The following is a 22747-nucleotide window of genomic DNA, read 5'->3' on the forward strand; positions in this document are numbered from 1 at the left end:
AATGGCTATTAATGATGATAATAATACTATCTTTTTATATTAACTTTTTTTTGAACTTTATAAAACCATTCATATGACGGATATTCTTCATATACTATTTTTTTATCATATTTATTATCATTTAATTCTCTTAAGCATAAAGGACATTTATTTGTTTTTATTTCTAATTTGCAATTGTTACAGTAAGGCATATTTATACTCCAAAATCATTAGAATATATTTCTACTTCTGCTATATTTGATATATATTGAAAGAAATATTTTATTATGTCTGTTTCTAAAACTGTTCTATTAAATGTAATTGATAATTTATCTCCTAAACTGCAAACACCGCAATTTAAAGGACTGTTTATAGTAGGATATACTACAGCTTCAAAATGGCTTATATATTTTTTCATATCATCTGGAAGAGTGATATTACCAAAATTGGATATTGTCATAGTTTTTATTTTATCTTCAAAAAGCTCAAATGCCAAATTAACAGCAAAGTTTTTTATGAATAATGGTATAAACTTAGCAAATATATTATTTTCTAATTTTGTATTTTCATATATAAAGTTTTCTAATTTTTCTTTTTTATTTTTTCTTTCATGTCTTTATCTGCTATTTTTATAATATCATCAAATGTAAGTTTATTTTTAGTATTTACTGCTATATTTGCTATACCGAAGAAATTTTTTAAAGATATTGAAGGAAATATTTTTCTTAAATTAACAGGCATACATATAACTATATTTTTTCCGTCAAGTCTGTTTTTTATTCTAGTTTCATAAATAGAATATATCAGTAATGATGTCAGATATGCAGTGATTGTAATATTATATTTTTTGCTTTCTTCTTTAATCTTATTTAAGCTCAATATGCCATGAACTACATTATCTCCATAGAATTTTAGAGGCTTTCCTTTTATCAAATAAACATTTTTTATTTTTTCTCTTTTACTGAAGACTTTTTATTTTTTGTATGCACTAAAAAGCTGTCATCATAATCAGCAAGAGTATGCATACTGTCTTTAAATATATCTTCATTTTTATCGTCTATATTTTTATTTGTAAGTACAAAATAGTGATAAAGCAAAGATTTAAAAAACTCTACAAGTGCTGAAGCGTCTGCCAATGAATGATATATTTCAACAAAAACTCTATATTTATAATATCCTACTCTTATTAAATATCCGTTATTCAATTTATTGTTAATATTATAGCATGGATAGTATTTATCTTCATGTATCATTAATTTTCTATGATTTTCTTCAAAGTAATTCCAAAACAGTCCCTTTTTTATCATAAGAGCAAGAGTTGGGAATCTGCTTATAGTGCTGTCTAATGCTTGTTGTAATATTGTAGGATTAACTTCTTCTTTTAGTACAACGGATAGTCTGAATATTGGTATATTTTTTTTATTTTTGATAGATACAAAAAGTTTTGCTGCATTATCTAATTTATAAAGATGTTTCATAATAATTATGCCGTAATTTTGTATTGTTATTATTTTATGTTATTTGTTTTATTTTGCAATAATTAAATTTTTATGATAGTTATATATAGTTCTGTTTTATATAAAATAAATCAATATAATATTTTTAATTAAATAATTTTTCACATACCCATTTTTATTTGCTGTATACTATGAATGATAAGAAAAAATTAAACCATTGATAAATAATAAAACTGCTTAAAATACCGCTATATATTATCTATCCTTAATATATTTTCTGCTTCATAATATTATAGTATACGATTTTTAACGCATTTTTATAATATTTTAATGCACAATTTTTTTTATAGAATATTATTTATTATCTTCATTATTTTTTATAAGTTGACAATAGTTGTATTTTAATATATAATTACAGCGAATAAATAATCTATAAATAAAAAAATCTAAAATACAGAGGTGTAATATGTCAGGACACTCCAAGTGGGCTAGTATTAAACATAAAAAAGCCGCAAATGATTCAAAAAAAGGTAAAATTTGGTCAAAAATAGCTAAAGAAATCACAATCGCAGTAAAAGAAGGCGGAAGCCCAGACCCAGACCAGAATGCTAGATTAAGAATGGTTATAGTTAAAGCTAAAGGTACTAACATGCCTAATGATAATATAGATAGAGCTATAAAAAGAGGAGCTGGTGCAGGAGAAGGTGCTAATATTGAAGAGATGTCTTATGAGGGTTATGCTCCGGGAGGAGTTGCTATCATAGTGGACGTTGCAACAGACAATAAAAACAGAACAGCTGCCGAAATAAGATCTATATTCAGTAAAAACGGCGGAAACTTAGCTGAAAATGGTGCAGTTTCTTGGCAGTTTAAGAAAAAAGCAGTTGTTATTATACCTGCTGCAGGAAACACTGAAGAAAGCTTGATGGATATAGTACTTGATGCTGGTGCTGAAGATATAGAACAGGACGGAGAAGTATTTAGTATTACAGGACCTATGGAGGCATTATCTTCTATAGTTGATGCTCTAAAAGCTAAAGGAATAGAGCCTGAAAGTGCTGAAATAGTACGCGTTGCTGATAACACTATGACTATAGCTGAAAATGATGCTAAAAAAGTTATGAAAATAATAGGACTTTTTGAAGATCATGATGACGTTTCTGCAGTTGCTACTAACTTAGAAATTACTGATAACTTAATAGAAGAATGATTATTATATTTTATAATAAATATGATAACTTTAGGAATAGACCCCGGATTTGCTAGATGCGGTTATGCTTTTATAGAAGCTAAAAACTCGGTATACAAAATAGTAGATTCGGGGCTTATTGAAACATTCTCTAATCAAAATTACAATCAAAGACTCTCATTTATATATACTCAATTAGATGAACTTATTAAAAAATATACTCCTAGTAATGCAGCTATAGAAGAACTATTTTTCTCTAAAAATACAAAGACTGCAATAAAAGTAGCAGAAGCAAGAGGTGTTATTATATTAGCACTTACTTTAAATAATATTGACTTTACAGAATACAAACCTAAAGAAGTAAAATCGCAAATAACAGGAAATGGTAATGCCAATAAGGACGCTATGATAAAAATGGTTAATCTTTTTACAGGCTCTAATATTATTCAGGACGACACTGCCGATGCTGTTGCTATAGCATTAGCTCATGCTTCAAGAAATAGAATTTTTAAATAAAATTATATAAAATCTTTCATATAGTAAATACAAGTTTGTATAAAATATAAACTTTTTCTTCCAATCAGTAAACTTATTGGGATAAAATATTAAAAAACTAAGAATTAAGTATAAATATTTAATAGTTGTTTTTAAAGCATATATAATGAACACCTATAAACTTTTTTATTTAATATTATCCGAAAGCATTAAATAAGCACAGTATTCAAATCTTTCATCAGCATTTTTAAATTTTATTTTTATATTAGTTTCATCATTATTTGAAGAGCCATAATAAATATTTGAAGGCTCAATTATAATATAGGCATCATTATATGTATCATAAATAAAATAATTATCAATAAATCCGCCGTCTCCATCATTTTTCTCCATGCTAAACTTTGAAGCTAAAGATTTCATTGCACCAACCGTTATAGTTTCAGGTATTTTTGCTATAAGATCATCTTCACTTTCTAAAGATAATTGAGTAAAAGGCTGAATTATATCATAATCTGAAAGCTGATTTTTCCATTTCTCTATTAAACTTTTTTCTAATTCTATAGGGCTTACTAAAGTTATAAAGACATCACCTTCTATAGTTATCTCTTCATCATAAGCATTATTAAAAGATCCATCTTCCATATATCTAAAAGTGTTTAAAAGTTTATTGTTATTATCATAAATGCCCCAAATAAGTTTTACAGCAAATACTTTCATAATAGGATTTTCAAAAAATATCTCTTTCCATTCATCTAATTTCCATTTCCTACCGTCCATAAAAACTAATATAAGACGTTCTTTCTGAAATTTTAATACTTTGTTAATCTCGCTTTTTAATTTTGATAATTCCTTTTTTGGCACTTCTGGGAAATCCTTAGGCAGAGTTTTATAGTCTTTATTTTTTATTTCATCAAATATTGATATGGTAAAATCATAATTTAAAGTTATTCTAAATCTTTTGCCTTCACTTTCTATAATCCGAATTCCGTTTTTATCAAAATCAAAATCTGGTATAATTTTATCAGCAAAAGCCTCCTTACTTATACCCAATTTTTTTGTAATATAGTCTAATATACTAGAACATGTATTTCTCACACTAGCTTGTTTAAACTTTCTTGACGCCTCATAAACTAAAGCTAAAGCTCTTTTACTTCCGCTTAGAGCTATTGCTTCCAAAATAAAACATGCTAATTTAGACCTACTGCTTGCCATATCTTTAGTTCTTTGATAAAGCCTGTCAAGCTGAATATTATTTGCAAATATACAGTACGGATAAAGTATACCTTTAGTTTTATTGTCTTCTTCCCAAACGTTATATACATTTTCAAAAGCATCACTTAAACTCTCATTGTCTAAAGAAAAACATATTAAGTCTGGATTTCTTAATCTGTAAGGCTCTTTTATATCTATATATTCTCCTAATATATATCTTATTACCCTACTTGAAACATATGATTTTTTATCTTTAGTAAGTACATTTGATATAAGAGAATCATCTATAAATGAAGTGAGTTTATCAAATTTCTTATTATAATTTTTATCTGTTATACTGTTAATTTCATCTAATGAAAGTATATTGCACATAATAATAAAGCCTTTTTTATTTAAATAAATTATATTTACTTAAATAAAAAAAATCAATATATGCAAATAACTGAAAATTATTTTTCATATTTTTTAGCATTTATAGCTAAACAACTATAATTTGTAAAAAATTAATTTTTTCATTTTAAATATTTTCATGTATTTACAGATATGTTAAAGTTCTCTTGTGACGCTGTCCGACTTTGGTGTTGTACAAATTTAGATTGTATTTACAACATTTTATAAAATTGAATAATTCCGTTCATACATTCTAATATTATAATGAATAAAAAATATATCATTTTTTTTAAATATATATTATAGTATATGCACTAAAAAAATATTTAAAGGAAGTAATTATATATGGGACTTTATGTTTTAATTAATATTATTGTACTATTTGCTATAATAGCAGTGCTTTATTTAATGCAAAAAAAGCATGTAAATTTCACATACAGAGTACTAGGAGCTTTGGCAGCAGGACTAATATTAGGTTTTATACTTAGAAAAGTTTATGCCTCAAATATAGAAATAGTAAATCAGACTATAATTTGGTATAATGTTGTAGGAAATGGATATGTAAGACTGCTTCAAATGCTTGTTATGCCTTTAATATTTGTCTCTATAACTATGGCTATTATCAATATCAAAGATGGCGGAAGTAATGTAGGAAAAATGACATTGATAATCATATCAGTTCTTATGCTAACAACAGCGATATCTGCTTTGGTAGGATTTTTTACAGCAAAGGGATTCGGGCTTGATGCTTCAAAACTTCAGTCTATAGTGGGAGATATATCTCAGGGGGCTTCTAATTATGAAGGTAAATTAGAACAATTCACAGCAAGACCAGTCCCGCAGCAATTACTTGAAATAATACCTACAAATCCATTTGCAGCTTTGGCAGGTATGGGAGGCTCTCCTACACTTTCGGTTGTATTCTTTGCAGCATTAGTAGGTTCTGCTGCTTTGGGACTTAGAAAGAAAAAACTAGAAGTATTTGAATTTTTCCAAAAAATTATGCAGGCATTTCATGATGTTGTAATGAAAATAGTAGCATTTGTTATGAAATTAACTCCTTATGGTGTGCTTGCCCTTATGGCTAAATTTATGGCTACAAGTGATTTAAAAGCATTTGCCCAATTAGGACAATTTTTATTGGCTTCTTATGTATCTATTATAATAATGCTTATAGTTCATAGTATAATACTTATTATATTTGGATACAATCCTATCAAATATTATTCTAAGGCTTTTACAGTTTTAGCTTTTGCTTTCTCATCAAGAACAAGTGCTGGAACATTACCTTTAACAGTTTCGGTATTAAAAGAAAAAATGGGAATATCTGAAGGAGTTTCAAACCTTTCTGCTTCTCTTGCTGTTACTATAGGACAAAATGGCTGTGCTGGTATTTATCCTGCTATGGTTGCTGCAATGATAGCACCTACTTTGGGGATTAATCCTCTTGAACCTGCTTTTTTGATAAAAGCTGTTGTTATAATTGCCATAGGAAGTTTCGGTATTGCTGGAGTTGGAGGAGGAGCTACAAATGCTGCATTAATAACTCTTTCTGCTTTAGGTTTTCCTGTAGGGCTTGTTGCTATACTTTTGGGAATAGAGCCTCTTATTGATATGGGTAGAACTATGCTTAATGTTAATGATGGTATGGTTACTGCTGCTGTTACTGGAAAAATATGCAAAGAAGCGGATATGGAAAAGTTTAATTCCAATAATATATCTTCAGCTGAATCAGAAAATATATAAAAATTATAAAATACAAAACTACGAAAAGCATTATCTTTTTTAGGTAATGCTTTTTATTTTTTATTACCATAACTTTTTATACTCTAAAATACTCATAGTGTAAGAAAAATATTATTATAATAAATACTTAAAAGTTTTTTTACTTTAATATTTTACTTCATCATTTTTTTGTATAATTTTTTTGCATAAAAATCAATTTTCAGTATAATAATGAAATAAAAAAACTATTACGGACTTATATTTATGGGCATATTTTTACTTATCGGAGTTATGGCATTATCGGCATCAGCAATATTTGTTAAACTAGCTAATGCCCCATCATCTATAATGGCATTTTATAGAATATTTATTTCATTTTGGTTTATTTTTATTATTACAATGTCAAAAAAAACAACCAGAGAAGAGATATTTTCTCTTACAAAAAAAGAAATTATACTTGGATTAATATCAGGTATTTCGCTTGCTCTTCATTATTTTTTATGGTTTCATTCACTAAATCTCACATCAGTTGCAAGTGCTACTGTAATAGTAACACTTCAGCCTTTATTTGCATTCGTAGCGGGATATTTCTTTTTTAAAGAAAGATACACAAAACTTGCAGTATCTGGTTTTATTATAGCGGTAATAGGTTCAATTATTATAGGCTGGGGGGATTTTCAATTGAGCGGAAAAGCACTGCTTGGAGATTTGCTTTCCTTTATATCGGCTGGATTTATAAGCAATTACTTTATTATAGGACAGTACACAAGAAAAAGGTTATCCGCACTTAGCTGGATAAGCCTTACATACTTTTTTGCATTTGTATTCTTGGGTATATTATCATATATAATGCATATCCCTTTTACTGGATACTCTGCAAAAACTTGGATTAATATACTAGGGCTTACTTTAATATCAACTATGCTTGGTCAAATGGTGTTTACTTGGCTTTTAAAATATTTCTCCGCCACTGTTATATCTATGACTATTTTAGGAGAAGCTGTAGGAACATGTATATTAGGATATTTTATACTTCACGAAACTGTAAGCCTTCAGCAGTTTGTGGGAATAATAGTAATACTGCTTGGTATAGGAATATTTTTGTGGGAAAAAAGAAAAAATATTTCATAATATAATTTTAAAAAAGGATAATATTTTATGGATAAAGAAACAATACATCAAAAACCATTAATGGAAGAACTTTATAAAGATGAACTTGAGGCACTTAAAAAAGAAGATAAAAATAAAAAACCAAAAAACTGGATTCTTTCTCCTCAGGCAGTAAGAGATTTTATACTTGGCAAAGAATTAAAAAACGGTACTGTTATAAAAAGAAAATTCTACGGAGATGATGCCTTGGTAGAAAGAGCAATAATAACATTAGCAGGCAACAGAGGGTTAATGCTTGTAGGGGAACCAGGTACTGCTAAAACTATGCTAAGCGAATTATTAGCAGCAGCCATTAGCGGAAACAGCACTATAACTATACAAGGAACAGCAGGTACTAATGAAGATAATATAAAATACTCTTGGAATTATGCTATGCTTTTTGCTAAAGGTCCTGTAGAAGAGGCACTTATACCATCTCCTGTTTACAGCGGTATGAGTAAAGGTACTATCACCAGATTTGAAGAGATTACAAGATGTCCGCTTGAAATACAGGACTCTCTTATAAGTATATTAAGCGATAAAATTATGAATATACCTGAACAAAACAGAGTATTATTTGCAAATGCTGGATTTAATATTATAGCTACTGCCAATACCAGAGATAAAGGTATAAATGAGATGAGCAGTGCCTTAAAAAGAAGATTTAATTTTGAAACAGTTGAACCTATAAAAAATCCAAAACTTGAAGGGGAAATAATAACAAATCAATGCCAAACATTATTAGAACTTGCAGATATTGATGTTAATATAGACTATGATGTTGTGGATATTCTTGCTACTACATTTAATGAGCTTAGAAGCGGTAAAAGTTTTGAGAATGCCAAAATACAGGAGCTTAACTCTGTTATGAGTACGGCTGAGGCGGTTTCTGTATACTATCAATCTGCACTTCATTCCTACTATTATGGGGATAAAAAAATAAAAATGGAAACAGTAGTCGGTAATTTGATTGGAAGTGTGGCTAAAGAAAATAAAGATGACATTCCTAAACTGAAAAACTACTTCAATAACTCTGTAAAAATAAAAGCGGAAAAAATGGGTAAAAGATGGAAAGAATATTATGAAAGCAGAAATTTAATCAAATAAATTTTGATTAAAGCTATACATAAACAATTATATTTTATTAAATTCCTGTTATTTATAATTATAACTTATAAATGTATAAATTATTATTAATAATTGGTAAAATAAGTTTAAAATGCATTATAATAACTATGTTTTAGTAAAAAAATGCCTTACTCTGCTTGCCTACTAAAGCAGAACAAGTCATACAGCGTATGCACCTGACAAATGCACACTTAGCTAAAGAGCAAGTACATAATTGGTATCAAATCATATTAATTATGTTTCATATGTAAAATATATTATATTTATGCTAAAATATAGCCTTTCACTTCCAATACATAACACTACTTCATTCGGTCTAATGCGGACTTCATAGGCACATAGAGTGAGGCGTGCCGCACTGTATACTTAAAAGAACTGCCAAATATTAAAATTTAACAAATTAATTTTTACAAACTTTATTTGTTTAGGTCTGTATTTATGAAAGTATAATATAAATAATAAAAATTATCTTACTCATCTGACCACATTCGCTCTACTTTGGATATGCCTATTATATCAAAACATAATCCTAGAACTTTTTTTACAGCTTTTACTAAAGTTAATCTCTCCTGTCTTACTTCAGCATTTTCCTCAAGTACTATATTATCATAATAAAACTTATGCAAAGCACTTGCTGTTTCATATGTATAATTTATAAGAGTATAAACTTCTAATGATTTGGCAGATTCATATACCTCGTCTGGAAATCTTAATATCATTTTAGCTAGTTTTAATGAGCTTTCATTCGCAATTTTTGATATATCAAAAGGTTTTGTATCATCATATGACATATTTTTCTCTTCCATTTTGAAGAATATATTGCATACTCTTGCATAAGCATACTGCACATAATAAACTGGATTGTCATTGTCTTTCTTTTTTGCAAGCTCCAAGTCAAAATCAAGAGAACTTGAATATGAACGCATAAGAAGGAAATATCTGGTAGGATCAACGCCTATCTCATCAATAACATCTTCAAGACTAATCATGTCCCCTGTTCTTTTACTCATTCTCACAAGTTCATTTCCTCTATAAAGACGCACTAACTGACCTAATATCACTTTTAAAGAGGCTGTATCTTTACTTACAGCCCTAACAGCAGCAGTAATTCTAGGTACATAGCCATGATGGTCTGCTCCTAATATATCTATCAAATAATGATATCCTCTGTCTATTTTATTTTTATGGTATGTTATATCTGGGGCAAAGTATGTATAGCTTCCATTACTTTTTTTAACTACTCTATCTTTATCATCTCCATATTTTGTACTTCTAAACCAAACAGCATTATCCTCTTCAAATAAAAGTCCCTCTTTATCCAAAAAGTCCATAGTTTTTTCTAATTCTCCGCCCTCTCGTATTTTAAGTTCGGAAGCATAATTGTCCATATGCGTTCCGAATCTTTCAAGAAGTTTTTTCTGACTTTCTAATATAATATCTTTAGGTACTCCGTCTAATTTTGCTACTTCTTTGATATATTCTCCATGATAACCGTCTTCTGGAATCTCTCTTCCTTCTTTTACGGCATTAACACTCTCATTTAATTTTGTTATCTGCTCTCCTGCATCATTAACATAAAACTCCTGATAAACTTCATGTCCTGCATATTTAAGTATATTTGATAAAGCACTTCCAATAGCTGCCCATCTTCCATGCCCTATATGAAGAGGTCCTGTAGGATTGGCACTTACATATTCTATCAATATCTTTTTCTTATCTTCTGCAGTATTTTTTCCATAATTTTCATTATTTAAAAGCTCATTTATACATTCATTTATATAATTATATGAAAATGTTAAATTAATAAATCCAGGTTTTGCAACTTCTATTTTATCAAAATATTTTTTATCTACTTTTTCAGCTATTGAATTTGCTATTTCTAAAGGATTTTTTTTAAGTACTTTTGCAAGCCTCATTGCGGCAGGGCAGGCATAATCTCCGAATTTGTCATCTGCTGCATAACCTATTTCTATATAAGAATCAATTTCTTTTATATCAGTATCTTTCAAATAATCTTCTAATGCAGTTTTTATAATATTTGAGATAATTTTCTTTAGCATACGTTCTCCGCAATAATGAATTTTTAAATAATAAAAGTTAATAAGAATAAAATTTAATAAGATAGAGTATACCAGAGATTAAAACTTCTGCAAGTATATTTTTTATAAATCAAAGATGGTTGACATATTATAAAAAAAATATAATATTTGTATTTAGAAGGATTATTTTATGTCAAGATATATGCTGCCTGAAGAAGAGCTTTCCAGAGCTTCAAATTGGATAAGCAATTTTTTAATGCGTGAAGGATATCATGCCGATTATACTATAGAAAGTTTAGCTGAAGTGGATAAATTTTTGAAAGAAAAGCTTAATTTAGTTTTGGAAAGCGACAATAACAGAAACTTTATATTTTCTGTCAGTGCCTATATAGGCGAAGTGATAAGAATAAAATTTCATGGTGCTTGGGAAGTATCAAGAAATATTGATTTAGATGATGAAACTATAGGAATAAGTTTTAAAAATCACAGTACTATATACCCGCTTAATATTACATTAGAACTTATACAAAAAAAATACACAATGAAAGAATATTTAAAAAATAACTTTAATGTTTTAATATAAAATTGTTATATTTAATAATAATGAGGATAAAGGTTGCTTATTATGATTTCTTTTAATGAAGTAGAAAAATACATTGATAATTCTTATGTTATTTTAGACTTAAAAGCCTCCGATAAAGATGAAGCTATTAGTGAAATGTTAATATATTCAGAGTCAAAAGGTCTTAGAATAAATATAGCCCAAACTATAGAATCTATGTATAAAAAAGAAGATATTATAAGCAGCGGTTTAGGATATGGTGTAGCATTTCCTCATGTGAGAACTAATGAAGTAGAAGATAATGATATAATATTTGCTGTTTCTAAAAAAGGATTGAATTACTATGCATTAGATAAAAAACCTGTTCATCTGCTTACTATGTTTTTAACCAATAAAAAAAGCAATGATAAATATTTGGGACTTCTTTCTCTATTTACAAAGATTTCAAGAATGAGTATGTATTCTGTAGTTTTACTAGAATCCAAGACAGAAGAAGAGTTTAAAACCAAAATGAAAGATATAGCCAAAGATATGCTAGGAGTTAAATAATTATGGGCAATAAAGTTACAGCAATAATACCTGCCAGATATGAATCAACAAGATTTCCAAGAAAATTAACTTACGAACTATTAGGAAAGCCAATAATAATAGCAGTATACGATAATGTAAAAGCTGCTAAAAAAATAGATGAATGTATTATCGCAACAGATTCTAAAGAGATAATGGATATATGCGAAAAAAATAATGCTAAAGCAGTTATGACTTCTAAAGATCACATTTCAGGAACTTCAAGAATCATAGAAGCCGCTAAAAATATTGACTCTGATATTATAATTAATGTTCAGGGTGATGAGCCTTTAATAGATGAGTCTGTTCTTAATCCTATAATAGATGTATTTGATGATAATTCAGTTGATATTGCAACTTTAAAAGTAAAAATAGATGATGATAGTTCTTTAATAAAAGATGAAAATGCTGTAAAAGTAGTTACAGACATTAATGATTATGCTATGTATTTCTCTCGTGCTGCTATACCTCATAGAAGATTCGACCAAAATATAAATGTAAAATATTATAAACATATTGGTATTTATGCTTTTAGAAAAGATATACTTCTAAAAATAGAAAATCTTAAAGAATGCGATTACGAAAGCATAGAAAAACTTGAACAATTAAGATGGCTTTATAACGGAATGAAAATAAAGGTATTAGAAACTAAAAAATTCCTTCATGGTATAGATACTATGGAAGATTTGGAATTTGTTCAGAATTATTTAAGAAACTTCGCTGAAAGTGAATTAAATAACGAAAACATATATAAATAAACTTTCAACCATGAACGCAGAGTGTATTTTTCATATAAGTTAATTTTAAAAATCTATTCTTCGTGCTGTAATTAAGAAATTAAAAAATAAAATGCTTAAACTAATTAATAACTTTTAAATAGTTTAAGCATTAATTAAAAGAATATGATTGATTATTGTTGCTGCTTAGTTAAAGTACCATTAATGTTTTGAGTTGAACTTTCGCCTTGGTAAGTAGTTGTATTTTGACCTGTAACATTAGCAGAAGTATCAGAAGTAAATTCTATATTCATAGTACCTTTTGATGTATATCCGTCAGTATTAATAGTATAATTTGCTGTATATGAAGTATCAGAATTTTTAGTTATACTTGAAGCAGGCATATCAATATTCTGAGATTCATTTCTTGCTGAACCGTCTGTATTTATAATAATTGTTTGATCTACTAAATCTCCGCCTCCTATCCAAGTACCTGCATATTTGCTGTCTATACCTGTAGGCTTTGTTTCTCCTGAACCTGTTTTATCTGCATTTGAACAGCTTACAGATAAAATACCTGCTAAAAATAAAGTAAAAAGAATAGATAATAATTTTTTGTTCATATTAGAACTCCTTGTGTAAATGATAATTTTTATAAAGAACATTTTTTAAAATGTTTTTATCATAGTAAAAAAGCATTCTAAAAAAAATTAGAAAATATGTAATAATAAAATTTTGATATTTTTTTATTACTAATGATTGTTTTTTGATTGAATTATATAAATAAAGTTTTAAAATTATTTGCAATGAAAATATTGACTGAAATGCGTATAAAGAAAAATATATTTTTTTATAATTATTATAATTTTCAGATGATATTGATTTTTTTGAAAGGTTTAAATTATTAGTCGAGTGTCGAGTGTCGAGTGTCGAGTGTCGAGTGTCGAGTGTCGAGTGTCGAGTGTCGAGTGTATTATTCAATAAAGTAAATATTGCTTTCATAACGCTATTATAAAATATTAAATCATTTATGTCAATATTATTTGATTAAAATAACAAATAACTATACCGAAAATTTGTTATCGTAATTATATTTTTATCAAGAAAATTAAAATAAATTTATACTATTTTTATATATTATAAATTAAATTAATTGATTATTTTTTAATAGAATTGTATAATTATAAAGATATATTTAAGATAGGAAACAAGATGTATATAAAGAATCTTAATTTGCACGGATTCAAATCATTTGCCATAGAAACCAATATAGAGTTTAATGAAGGCGTTACTGTAGTGCTTGGACCAAACGGAATAGGTAAAAGTAATATAGTGGAGGCTTTCCTATGGGTTATGGGCGAGCAGTCTGCAAGCAGATTAAGAATAGACAGCTCAAAAGGTCTTGAAAGCGTAATTTTTCATGGTACTGATACTAGAAAACCTTCTTCACTAGCACAAGTTGCACTCACGCTAGATAATAAATCAAGATGGATAAAAAAATACGATACAGACGAGGTTGTTGTTACTCGTAAATATTATAGAAAAGGCTTGTCAGAATATTATATTAATGATGAGCAGGTACGTTTAAAAGATATAGTTGATATGTTTTTGGATACTGGACTTGGTAAAAATGCCTACTCTGTTATTAAGCAGGGTACAGTTTCTGAAATAGCAAAACAAAAGCCAGAAGAGAGAAGAAGCATTATAGAAAATGCAGCTGGAATTAGTAAATATCTTGAAAGAAGAAGAGAGGCTGCCAAAAAACTTGAAGAATCCGAAAGAAATCTTGACAATGTAAAAATACAAATCAAAGAATCTGAAAAACATTATAAATCCTTAAAAGAACAGGCAGCAAGAACAGAAAAATATTATAATCTTAAAGATGAACAGAAAAAAATAAGTATTAGCTTGAATGTTAATCAGGTAAAAAATTAAAAATTACTTTAGAAGAGCAGAATAAAAGCCTTGAAGAGCATAATAATAAAAAACAGGAATTAGAAAAAGAACTTCAAGATTTGGACAATCAGAAACAGCAGGAACTTTTAAAATTTGAAGAGACAAGAAGTTTGTCTATAGAGCTTGATAAACAGGTATCATTAATAGTTACGGAACTTACGCATATAGAAAAGATGTCGAACCAATTAAAGAATCAGCTTGACAATGCAGGCAAAGAAAAAGAAGAGACTCTTAACAGAAAAAATACTCTCTTAAAAAGAATAGAAGAAGATAAAACTCAAATAGCAGAACTTGAAGAAGAAGTTAAAAATATAGCTGAAAATATAGAGAGATCATTAAAAGAACAGGAAATTGAAGAAACCAATATAGCAAATGAACAAAATAAAATAGCAAGTTTAAATGATAAAATATCGTCTATGACAGAAGAAAATCAAAACGCTACTTTAAAAATTGCAGACGCAAGAGAAAGACAGCTTGACGTAATAAATAAAATTATAAGCGAGATTGATGAAAAGAAAAAAGATGTTATGGGAAACAGCTTTTATCAGAATATAGGAAAACATGAAAGTGATATTGATATAGGCTTTAATAATTTACTTAATGCGATAAATACAAAGATGAAAACTATAAAAGAATTTGAAGAAGAAGGCGTATTATCAAGTTTAAATGAACTTAGCTTTAATTCATTATGCGGCTTTATAAAAAATTTGGGAGAGAGTTTAGAGATAGAAAAAAAAGATGCATTATTTTTACAGGGCATTTTTAAAGAATATACTAAAATAAAAGACCCTTTCGTTGATTTGCTTTTTGATAAAGAAGGTACATATATGCAAAAGGAGGCAATAGATAAAGAGATTGCCGATTTGGAAAACTTTATTAAAAGCAATATAGAAAAAATGGAAGATTTAAATAATGAAATAAAATTATCCACTGATAATATTAATAAATCTAATGCCATGCTTACTACTCTTACAATAGAAAGGGCTAAATACGAAACAAATAAAAAAGCCTCTGAAGACAGAAAAGAGATGATAATAAAAAGCATGAAAATAATAGAAGATGAGTTTGCAACACTCAATGAAAAAATAGCAAGACTTGAAGAAGATTATAAAAAACTTAATGAAGAGTACAAACAAAACTCTATAAGCTATAAAGAATTAGAAAAGAAAAAATCAAAAACAGAAAGCGAATCAAGACATAAAGCTAATGAAATAAAAAAGGCAGAATCGGCATTATCTAATTTTGAAGTAAGCCATGCAAAACGAGTTAGAAAATTAAATGAAACAAATGAAAACATTACAAGAGTAAGCGAGAGAATAAATCAGAGCAAAGATAAAATTAATGATATATATACTCATTTCTATGAAAATTATGCTCTTAATTTGAAAGAGTTTGAAGAGAATACTCAAAATCTTATAGATGAAGATGCATTTAAAAATAAATTAAACACTATCAATGAAAAAATAAAAAATCTAGGTCATATTAATGAAATGGCTTTGGACGAATATCAGGAAGCTAAAAATAAATTTGAGTTTTTGAGCAAACAAAAAGAAGACTTAGAGAAATCAAAAGAAGAAATATTAAAAATTATAGCAGACGCCAATAAAAAGGCAGGAGAGGATTTCTTAAAAACATTTAATGAAATAAATAAAAAATTCTCAGAGACTTTTAAAATATTATTCGGCGGCGGTAATGCAGGCTTAAAAATACAAAATGAAGAGGATCTATTAAACAGCCCTATCGATATATTCGCTCAGCCTCCTGGCAAAAAAATGGAAAATATAGTGTCATATTCAGGCGGAGAGCTTACTATGACAGGGCTTGCATTAGTGTTTGCAATATTTTTATACCGTCCTAGTCCTTTCTGTATATTAGACGAGGTTGACGCTGCACTTGACGGAGCCAATATTATAAGATACAAGAATATGGTTAAAAATCTATCTAATAATACTCAGTTTTTAATCATTACGCATGATGAAGTAGCTGCCACAATAGCAGATGCTTACTATGGAATAACTGCCGAAGAGAAAGGGGTTTCTAAAATATTTACTGTCAAAGTAGATAAAGACGGCAAAGTTAATGGAAGCGAAGAGAAACTAGTAACTAATGAATAATTTTTAAGCTATGAATATATCAAAGAGTACTTGCCAAAATACGATTAAAGTAATTGATTTTTATACATATATGTAATATAATAATTATGTTTATTCAAACAAAAATATAATTTATTTTTTAATAATCAAATAAATAATTTTTTAAGAGGGAATTAATATGCGTTTTAAAAGTGCCTATAATGGAATATTAACAAAAAACGATATCGGCAAAGAAGTAAAACTAGCTGGTTGGGTTTTAAGAAGAAGAGATCATGGCGGTGTAATATTTGTAGATTTGAGAGACAGAACAGGGTTTGTACAAATAGTATTCAACCCAGAAATAAGCAAAGAAGCACATAATGACGCTCAGGATTTAAGAAGCGAATATGTTATTAGTGTAGAAGGAAAAGTTAGAGCTAGAAGCGAAGAGATGATAAACCCAAAAATTCCTACTGGTGAAATAGAAGTTATGGTTGAAAAAATGGAGCTTCTTAATACCTCCGAAACTCCTCCTTTCCTTCTTGAAGATGATATTGATACTGGAGAAGATATAAGACTTAAATACAGATATTTAGATTTAAGAAGACCTAAAGTATTTAATAACCTATATAAAAGATTTCAAATTACTAATGCTTTTAGAAAACATTTAGCTGATAACGGCTTTATAGATGTGGAAACTCCTATATTAAATAAAAGTACTCCAGAAGGTGCAAGAGACTTCCTCGTTCCTTCTAGATTAAATGCAGGTGATTTTTATGCACTTCCTCAATCTCCTCAAATATTCAAACAAATACTTATGATAGGAGGTTTTGACAGATACTATCAAGTAGCTAAATGTTTCCGTGATGAAGATTTGAGAGCAGACAGACAGCCTGAGTTTACTCAAGTAGATATTGAAACTTCTTTCCTTAATACTGATGAGTTTTTATCTATTATGGAAAGTGTTACTGCTAATATAGTTAAAGACGTTTACGGTATTGATTTGCCTACTCCTTTTCCTAGATTAAATTATTATGATGCTATGGAAATGTACGGAAGCGATAAGCCTGATACTAGATTTGAATTAAAACTTATCAATGTTGAAGAGGCTGTAAGAGGCTGTGATTTTGCGGTATTTAAAAATGCTTTGGATAATAAGTTTATAATAAGGTGTTTGAATGCTAAAGGCGGCGTTGATAAATTAAGTAGAAAAGATATTGATGACTTCACAAAATATGTAAGTATTTTCGGAGCTAAAGGTCTTGCTTGGATGAGAGTTACTGAAAATGGACTTGAATCTAATATAGTTAAATTCTTCTCTGAAGACAATCAGAAAAAAATATTAGAAGTTACTAAAGCAGAAAAAGGAGACTTATTATTCTTTGTTGCTGACACTCCGAAAGTTACTTATGATGCATTGGGTAATTTGAGATTAAAAGTAGGTGAAAAATTAAACTTAATAGATAAAGATAAATTAAACTTCCTTTGGGTAGTAGAGTTTCCATTATTTGAATATGATCATAAAGAAAAAAGAATATCCGCTACTCACCACCCATTTACTGCTCCAGTACCTGAAGATGTTCCTCTATTAGATACAGATGTACTAAAAGTAAGAAGCGATACTTATGACTTGGTATTAAATGGTAATGAAATAGGCGGTGGCGGTCAGCGTATATATGACAGCAAAGTACAGGCTAAAATATTCAGTATTTTAGGTATAGATGATGAAAAGGCAAAAATAAGATTTGGATTCTTATTAGACGCTTTGAAATACGGAGCTCCTCCTATGTGCGGTATGGCTTTTGGTATAGACAGAGTTATCATGCTTTTACAAAAACAAGACAGCATTAGAGAAGTTATAGCATTCCCTAAAACTCAGAAAGGGCAATGTTTGATGAGCGGCTGTCCTTCTACTGTAGATGATGATCAGTTGGAAGAGCTTCACTTGAAAGTTGAAGAATAATTTTAATTTATAAATATATTAAATTAATTAAAGCCTCCTTATAATATTATAAAGAGGCTTTATTATTATAATATAAATTAATTATCTAATCTCATAATCATCATCTATATTAAAACTCAAATTTACTTCCAAATTTTCTAACTTTTTATTTTTCTTTTCATAATCTGATTTGATTTGTGAATAAATACTATATCCTGCACTCATATTGATAAACTTTGCATATATATCATTTTCTTTGCCGCTAAATGAGCCGCTTCTAAAAAGATCAAAAAGATAGCCCCCTATCAAATGATAAGTGTAAAGCTGTGTTTTGTAAAGCGAACAATTTTTTTCTTTGGATTCAAAATTAAAATTGATTAACTCCCCAGAATGAAGTTCATTAAAAAACTCATTGTCAGCACATATCTCTGGAAGAAATAAAAATAAATCTGAAGCAAGTGTATAATCATTAGTTAAATTTTCAGCAAGCTCTCCTAATCTATTATAGTATTCATCTGTTTCATTAGAATTTAGCACTATATTGCTGTACTGCTGAACAAAGTTTAAAATTTCTTCATTAGAATAAGGATAAGGTGTATATGTTTCATCATCTTGAACTAAAAAGAAAAACTGCTTATCAGAAAAAAAATCTGTTTCCTCCCAAGTTTTTACATGTTCATTCATTTTATTAGAAAGTTCTGGTATATTAGTATCATTTATACGAAGTTCACCTATAGAATAATTATTTTTTGCTTTAGCTCCATATATTTTTATGTAGCATATCTTTTGATTTCCTATTCTCTTCAATATATCATCTTTAAACATATTCCAATAAGTATTAATATTTTTTATAACGCCTTCATTTGCACCCAAATTTACAATATTGCTTGTATATACTCTCCATTTATGCTTTTTACCGTCAAATTCAGTTTCTACCTCATCAAGCATTCTTCCTTCATTCATAGCCTTTATTCCAGTCATTATTCCATATACAAAACTGCCATTTGAAAGCCCTATAGCTGTATTAGTATCTTTGCCCGCACTTGCACAGCATTCAAATATATTTCTGTCCCAATTAGGACTTGATATATAATAGTTTATAACAGCACTTTTATCTGTAAGCGTATCAACATAAGCATTAATAAATATATTCCATTTATTTATAACTATGCTTCCTTCTATTATTTCATTTTCTATATCATTGGATAATATTGAAGATATATCTTTTATAACAGCGTCTGGATCATTAGCATTAACATCGTTTGCCTCATAATGCAAAGCTCCTTTGTTTATCTCTTCTTTAAATCCATTGTAGAGTTCATTATAATAATTATACTCTTCAATACTTATATTATCTTTATTTATTTCCAAAGTATTTATTGCTTTATCTATATATTCTAAAGAAGTATCAGCCTCACATTTTCCAAGATAGGCATATGATATTTTATAAAACCAAGTATGATGATTTTTAGTATATTCACTTAACGAGTTTAATGTTCCTAAAGCTAAATCAAATTTACATGTATTATTATAGGCAACGGCTAGAAGACCTTTTATATTATCATTTAAAAATCTCTCATCATTAGAGGAAATAGATAATATTAATTTTACTATATCATGATGTTTTTCATTATTATGCATTTCACTTAATTTTATATTTAAAGCATTATAAAAAAATATCTAGTATATCATCATCTAAACATTCATACTCTAATGATAGTATTAGTTCAATTATTTTATCATATTCATTTTCTTTATATAGTTTTTTTAGTTTAGAATATATTTCTTCATTTTCCATACTTGAGTTTTCTCCAAATAGTTTTAATCACTTCATAATTAAATATAATCAAAATACATTAAAATTGCAAATCTAAAAAATTATAGTTTCTAAAAAATAAAAGTATATTTTATTTTTAATATCTGGCTCTTTATCTTACACAAGATCATACTTATTTGTAGCTAGGTATTCTCAATTGCGGCATACATGAAATGCTATATACTGAAAATTTTTAAGTTTGACAAAAATGTATTTATAAATAGTAGTTATTTTGCACTTATGGTATTGAGTACTTTATAGTTTTTTTGTGTGAATTATCCAAAATAACAACATACACAAGAGCCATATATATTACATTTAAGTATTCATTATTTTTTTGAAGTATAACATATGTGTATCATAATTTAAATCTGAATGTATACGTTTATAATTACAAAAGTTATTATATTTTTTTAATTCTTGATTAGATTATAAAGTTAATTCTATAGTACAATAATTATAAAATTCTTTTTGATCTAGGTTATGTGTACTTTCTACAACACCATTGTCCAAGAACTAGAAACTGGGATATAAACTCTTTTGCGGATACTCTGTTTCAAAGAAATGCTTACAATAAGTAAATTCTGTGCCATTATTAGTCTATATACTATGAACTCTAAAAGGAAAATAGCCTATCATTCTTTTGATAAAATCTATTGTACTATCTGACGTCAAATACCTAAAAGTTATTCTTGTAGTTAAATCAACAGCTGTTAGCTGATAATAGCATATTTAACAAAAAAACATACTTTTTCCTTTTCCCTACGAAAGCATACAGCGTACTGCTTCTTTTATATAAAAAGCATGCTTTCCTTTATGTTTCTTTATTTTTGTTTTACCATATTTATTTTGTATTTCAACAATTTTATTAATAATCTTTTTATTTTTTAATTTATTAGGAATATTTTTAGGTTTCATACTCTTATTTTCTATACTATCTGTTTCTTATAATTTTTTCTTACAATAGTAATAAGTTCTAATACTAATATTAAATTTTAAATCCCGAACTTTTTTATTTTTAACTTTATTGATAATTTCTACTATCTTTTTTTCTTATTTGTATAATATTGTTTTATATCAAAAAGAACAACAAAAAAATTGTCAAACTTAAAAATTTTAAGTATATATTAAAAATTTAAAATTAATCAAAATTTTATAAGAATATATCTATAAAAAATAATGATAAAATATAAAAGTAAATATTATAAAAAGTATTCTTACTAATTAGAAGAAGGCGGAAGTCTTTTTACTATCTGAAGATATTTGATAAACCTTTTTATTTTTATGCTTTTATTATTTATGTTCAATGCTTTTTTGTAACACTCAAATGAATTAGAATAATACTCTTCAATATTCTTATGCTCTTTATATTTTATATAATAACAAATCCCCAAAGAAAAATAAACCTCATATTTATTTTTTCCATAGTATTTCTTTTCCAAAGATAAGTTATAATTATTAATTGCTTTATCTAAATACTCTTCATCTTTTTATATCTTTTATACATGCTTAAATAAATATCTCCTATCAAACTATATGCTTTTATATTTCCAAGTTTTACAGATTGATTCAAATTATCAAATGCATTTTCTATATAATCTATTTTCAAAGTTTTATCATATAGATGTTTTAATATAAGAGCTTTATAATAATTACATTCAGGATAAATAGAGTTTATATCCAAAACTCTGCTGAAGCAGTGAAAAGAATGTATAATATATTCATAGTTTTTAGTTTTTAAATATACTTTATAATAAAGGAGTCCAATCTCAAAATAATAATCTGTATTACTTCTTTCAATTCCTGACATATATTCCAAATAAAATAAAGTGAGCAAAGCATATCTAATCTTTTTTGTAACATAAAATAAATGTCTGAAAAACTCTATGCATAGTCTTATAGAAAATATATCAGTTTCTAAACCGCTTAAACATTTTCCCGCTTTAATTAAATACTTATTATTTTTGTGAATATCATACATAACATTATTAAGTATAAATAAATACTTATTTGCCAAACTTCTGTTTACAGATAAAAGAGAATTATATTTATCAAAATAATCATCTATAAAATCAGTATCTCCATATTCATTAAATAATATAAAATACATATTCTCCAATTTTTTTATAAATAGTATCAATTCCTATACCAAAAGATAAGGCCTTTTCATAATATTCTATACTTTTTAATATGCAATCATATTTAGTTATATTATCAAAATGATTATTTTCTGTTTTTATACTATATAAATCTCCTATTCCCTCCAAAGCTATTAAGGAAGTTTCATTATAGAGAAGAACATTTCCAAAACAAGATAAAGAATTATTGAATATTCCATTAACATTATAAATAC

20 protein-coding genes and 2 pseudogenes are annotated in these 22747 nt (G+C 27.4%); 10 read left to right on the top strand and 12 right to left on the bottom strand.

Translation table 11 applies throughout. The annotated features are described in order from the left end of the window. Nucleotides 1-26: 26 nt before the first annotated feature. The 4 genes from KQ44_RS11565 to KQ44_RS15185 all read right to left on the bottom strand — a co-directional run bounded on the left by KQ44_RS11565 (nucleotide 27) and on the right by KQ44_RS15185 (nucleotide 1457). The gene (locus KQ44_RS11565; RefSeq protein ID WP_240516616.1) at nucleotides 27-191 is read right to left on the bottom strand and encodes a hypothetical protein; all 165 of its coding nucleotides are present in this window, start codon (nucleotides 189-191) and stop codon (nucleotides 27-29) included. Nucleotides 192-193: 2 nt separating this feature from the next. Continuing rightward, a complete protein-coding gene (locus KQ44_RS15175; protein ID WP_240516617.1) occupies nucleotides 194-475 on the bottom strand; it encodes a hypothetical protein in 282 nt (93 codons plus the stop codon). Nucleotides 476-561: 86 nt separating this feature from the next. Next, nucleotides 562-912, bottom strand: a complete 351-nt coding sequence (locus KQ44_RS15180) for a hypothetical protein (RefSeq protein WP_240516618.1) — start codon at nucleotides 910-912, stop codon at nucleotides 562-564. 11 nt (nucleotides 913-923) lie between these two features. Beyond that, complete coding sequence (locus KQ44_RS15185) at nucleotides 924-1457, bottom strand: hypothetical protein (RefSeq protein WP_240516619.1); 534 nt, start codon at nucleotides 1455-1457, stop codon at nucleotides 924-926. 445 nt (nucleotides 1458-1902) lie between these two features. On the opposite strand from KQ44_RS15185, the gene KQ44_RS11575 reads away from it, so the two are divergent. Further along, nucleotides 1903-2646: a YebC/PmpR family DNA-binding transcriptional regulator gene (locus KQ44_RS11575; protein WP_013114151.1), complete on the top strand. Its 744-nt coding sequence runs from the start codon at nucleotides 1903-1905 to the stop codon at nucleotides 2644-2646. 21 nt (nucleotides 2647-2667) lie between these two features. After that, nucleotides 2668-3141 (top strand): crossover junction endodeoxyribonuclease RuvC, encoded by a 474-nt coding sequence (ruvC, locus tag KQ44_RS11580; protein ID WP_096737538.1) that lies wholly within the window; start codon nucleotides 2668-2670, stop codon nucleotides 3139-3141. A gap of 165 nt (nucleotides 3142-3306) precedes the next feature. Here the strand turns inward: ruvC and KQ44_RS11585 are convergent, their stop codons facing one another. Next, on the bottom strand, nucleotides 3307-4704 hold the full coding sequence (locus KQ44_RS11585) for a DUF4132 domain-containing protein (RefSeq protein ID WP_096737539.1): 1398 nt from the start codon (nucleotides 4702-4704) through the stop codon (nucleotides 3307-3309). 363 nt (nucleotides 4705-5067) lie between these two features. Between KQ44_RS11585 and KQ44_RS11590 the strand changes: the two genes are divergently transcribed. The 3 genes from KQ44_RS11590 (at nucleotide 5068) to KQ44_RS11600 (ending at nucleotide 8703) form a co-directional block, all read left to right on the top strand. Then, a complete protein-coding gene (locus KQ44_RS11590; RefSeq protein WP_096737540.1) occupies nucleotides 5068-6468 on the top strand; it encodes a cation:dicarboxylase symporter family transporter in 1401 nt (466 codons plus the stop codon). 243 nt (nucleotides 6469-6711) lie between these two features. Beyond that, nucleotides 6712-7578 (top strand): DMT family transporter, encoded by an 867-nt coding sequence (locus KQ44_RS11595; protein ID WP_096737541.1) that lies wholly within the window; start codon nucleotides 6712-6714, stop codon nucleotides 7576-7578. Nucleotides 7579-7605: 27 nt separating this feature from the next. Beyond that, nucleotides 7606-8703: an AAA family ATPase gene (locus tag KQ44_RS11600; RefSeq protein WP_096737542.1), complete on the top strand. Its 1098-nt coding sequence runs from the start codon at nucleotides 7606-7608 to the stop codon at nucleotides 8701-8703. A 491-nt stretch (nucleotides 8704-9194) separates the two neighbouring features. Here the strand turns inward: KQ44_RS11600 and KQ44_RS11605 are convergent, their stop codons facing one another. Beyond that, nucleotides 9195-10784, bottom strand: a complete 1590-nt coding sequence (locus tag KQ44_RS11605) for an arginine--tRNA ligase (RefSeq protein WP_096737543.1) — start codon at nucleotides 10782-10784, stop codon at nucleotides 9195-9197. Nucleotides 10785-10953: 169 nt separating this feature from the next. Here KQ44_RS11605 and KQ44_RS11610 point away from each other — a divergent pair, with 169 nt between their 5' ends. The 3 genes from KQ44_RS11610 to kdsB are packed head-to-tail and all read left to right on the top strand — an operon-like array spanning nucleotide 10954 to nucleotide 12650. Further along, a complete protein-coding gene (locus KQ44_RS11610) occupies nucleotides 10954-11346 on the top strand; it encodes a hypothetical protein (RefSeq protein ID WP_096737544.1) in 393 nt (130 codons plus the stop codon). A 42-nt stretch (nucleotides 11347-11388) separates the two neighbouring features. After that, nucleotides 11389-11874: a PTS sugar transporter subunit IIA gene (locus tag KQ44_RS11615; protein ID WP_096737545.1), complete on the top strand. Its 486-nt coding sequence runs from the start codon at nucleotides 11389-11391 to the stop codon at nucleotides 11872-11874. A gap of 2 nt (nucleotides 11875-11876) precedes the next feature. Further along, nucleotides 11877-12650 (top strand): 3-deoxy-manno-octulosonate cytidylyltransferase, encoded by a 774-nt coding sequence (gene kdsB / locus KQ44_RS11620; protein ID WP_096737546.1) that lies wholly within the window; start codon nucleotides 11877-11879, stop codon nucleotides 12648-12650. A gap of 152 nt (nucleotides 12651-12802) precedes the next feature. Here the strand turns inward: kdsB and KQ44_RS11625 are convergent, their stop codons facing one another. Beyond that, entirely contained in the window at nucleotides 12803-13231 is a 429-nt protein-coding gene (locus KQ44_RS11625) for a hypothetical protein (protein WP_096737547.1), read from the bottom strand. 589 nt (nucleotides 13232-13820) lie between these two features. Here KQ44_RS11625 and KQ44_RS11630 point away from each other — a divergent pair. Together KQ44_RS11630 and aspS are read left to right on the top strand one after the other, a co-directional pair. After that, a pseudogene (locus KQ44_RS11630) lies at nucleotides 13821-16678 on the top strand (AAA family ATPase). Nucleotides 16679-16835: 157 nt separating this feature from the next. After that, complete coding sequence (gene aspS / locus KQ44_RS11635; RefSeq protein WP_096737548.1) at nucleotides 16836-18599, top strand: aspartate--tRNA ligase; 1764 nt, start codon at nucleotides 16836-16838, stop codon at nucleotides 18597-18599. Nucleotides 18600-18680: 81 nt separating this feature from the next. Here the strand turns inward: aspS and KQ44_RS11640 are convergent, their stop codons facing one another. From KQ44_RS11640 to KQ44_RS15205, 5 genes and pseudogenes are all read right to left on the bottom strand, one after another. Continuing rightward, the gene (locus KQ44_RS11640; protein WP_096737549.1) at nucleotides 18681-20219 is read right to left on the bottom strand and encodes a DUF6348 family protein; all 1539 of its coding nucleotides are present in this window, start codon (nucleotides 20217-20219) and stop codon (nucleotides 18681-18683) included. Nucleotides 20220-20244: 25 nt separating this feature from the next. Further along, nucleotides 20245-20376, bottom strand: a complete 132-nt coding sequence (locus tag KQ44_RS15485) for a hypothetical protein (protein WP_276307046.1) — start codon at nucleotides 20374-20376, stop codon at nucleotides 20245-20247. A gap of 336 nt (nucleotides 20377-20712) precedes the next feature. After that, nucleotides 20713-21312 (bottom strand): annotated as a pseudogene (locus KQ44_RS15195) (transposase). A 553-nt stretch (nucleotides 21313-21865) separates the two neighbouring features. Beyond that, the gene (locus KQ44_RS15200; RefSeq protein WP_240516622.1) at nucleotides 21866-22504 is read right to left on the bottom strand and encodes a hypothetical protein; all 639 of its coding nucleotides are present in this window, start codon (nucleotides 22502-22504) and stop codon (nucleotides 21866-21868) included. Continuing rightward, a partial coding sequence (locus KQ44_RS15205) for a hypothetical protein (protein ID WP_240516623.1) occupies nucleotides 22485-22747 on the bottom strand: 263 nt, incomplete at its 5' end. The genes KQ44_RS15200 and KQ44_RS15205, both read right to left, overlap by 20 nt.

The organism is Brachyspira sp. G79, assembly GCF_002379365.1.
Taxonomy (GTDB): Bacteria; Spirochaetota; Brachyspiria; order Brachyspirales; family Brachyspiraceae; genus Brachyspira.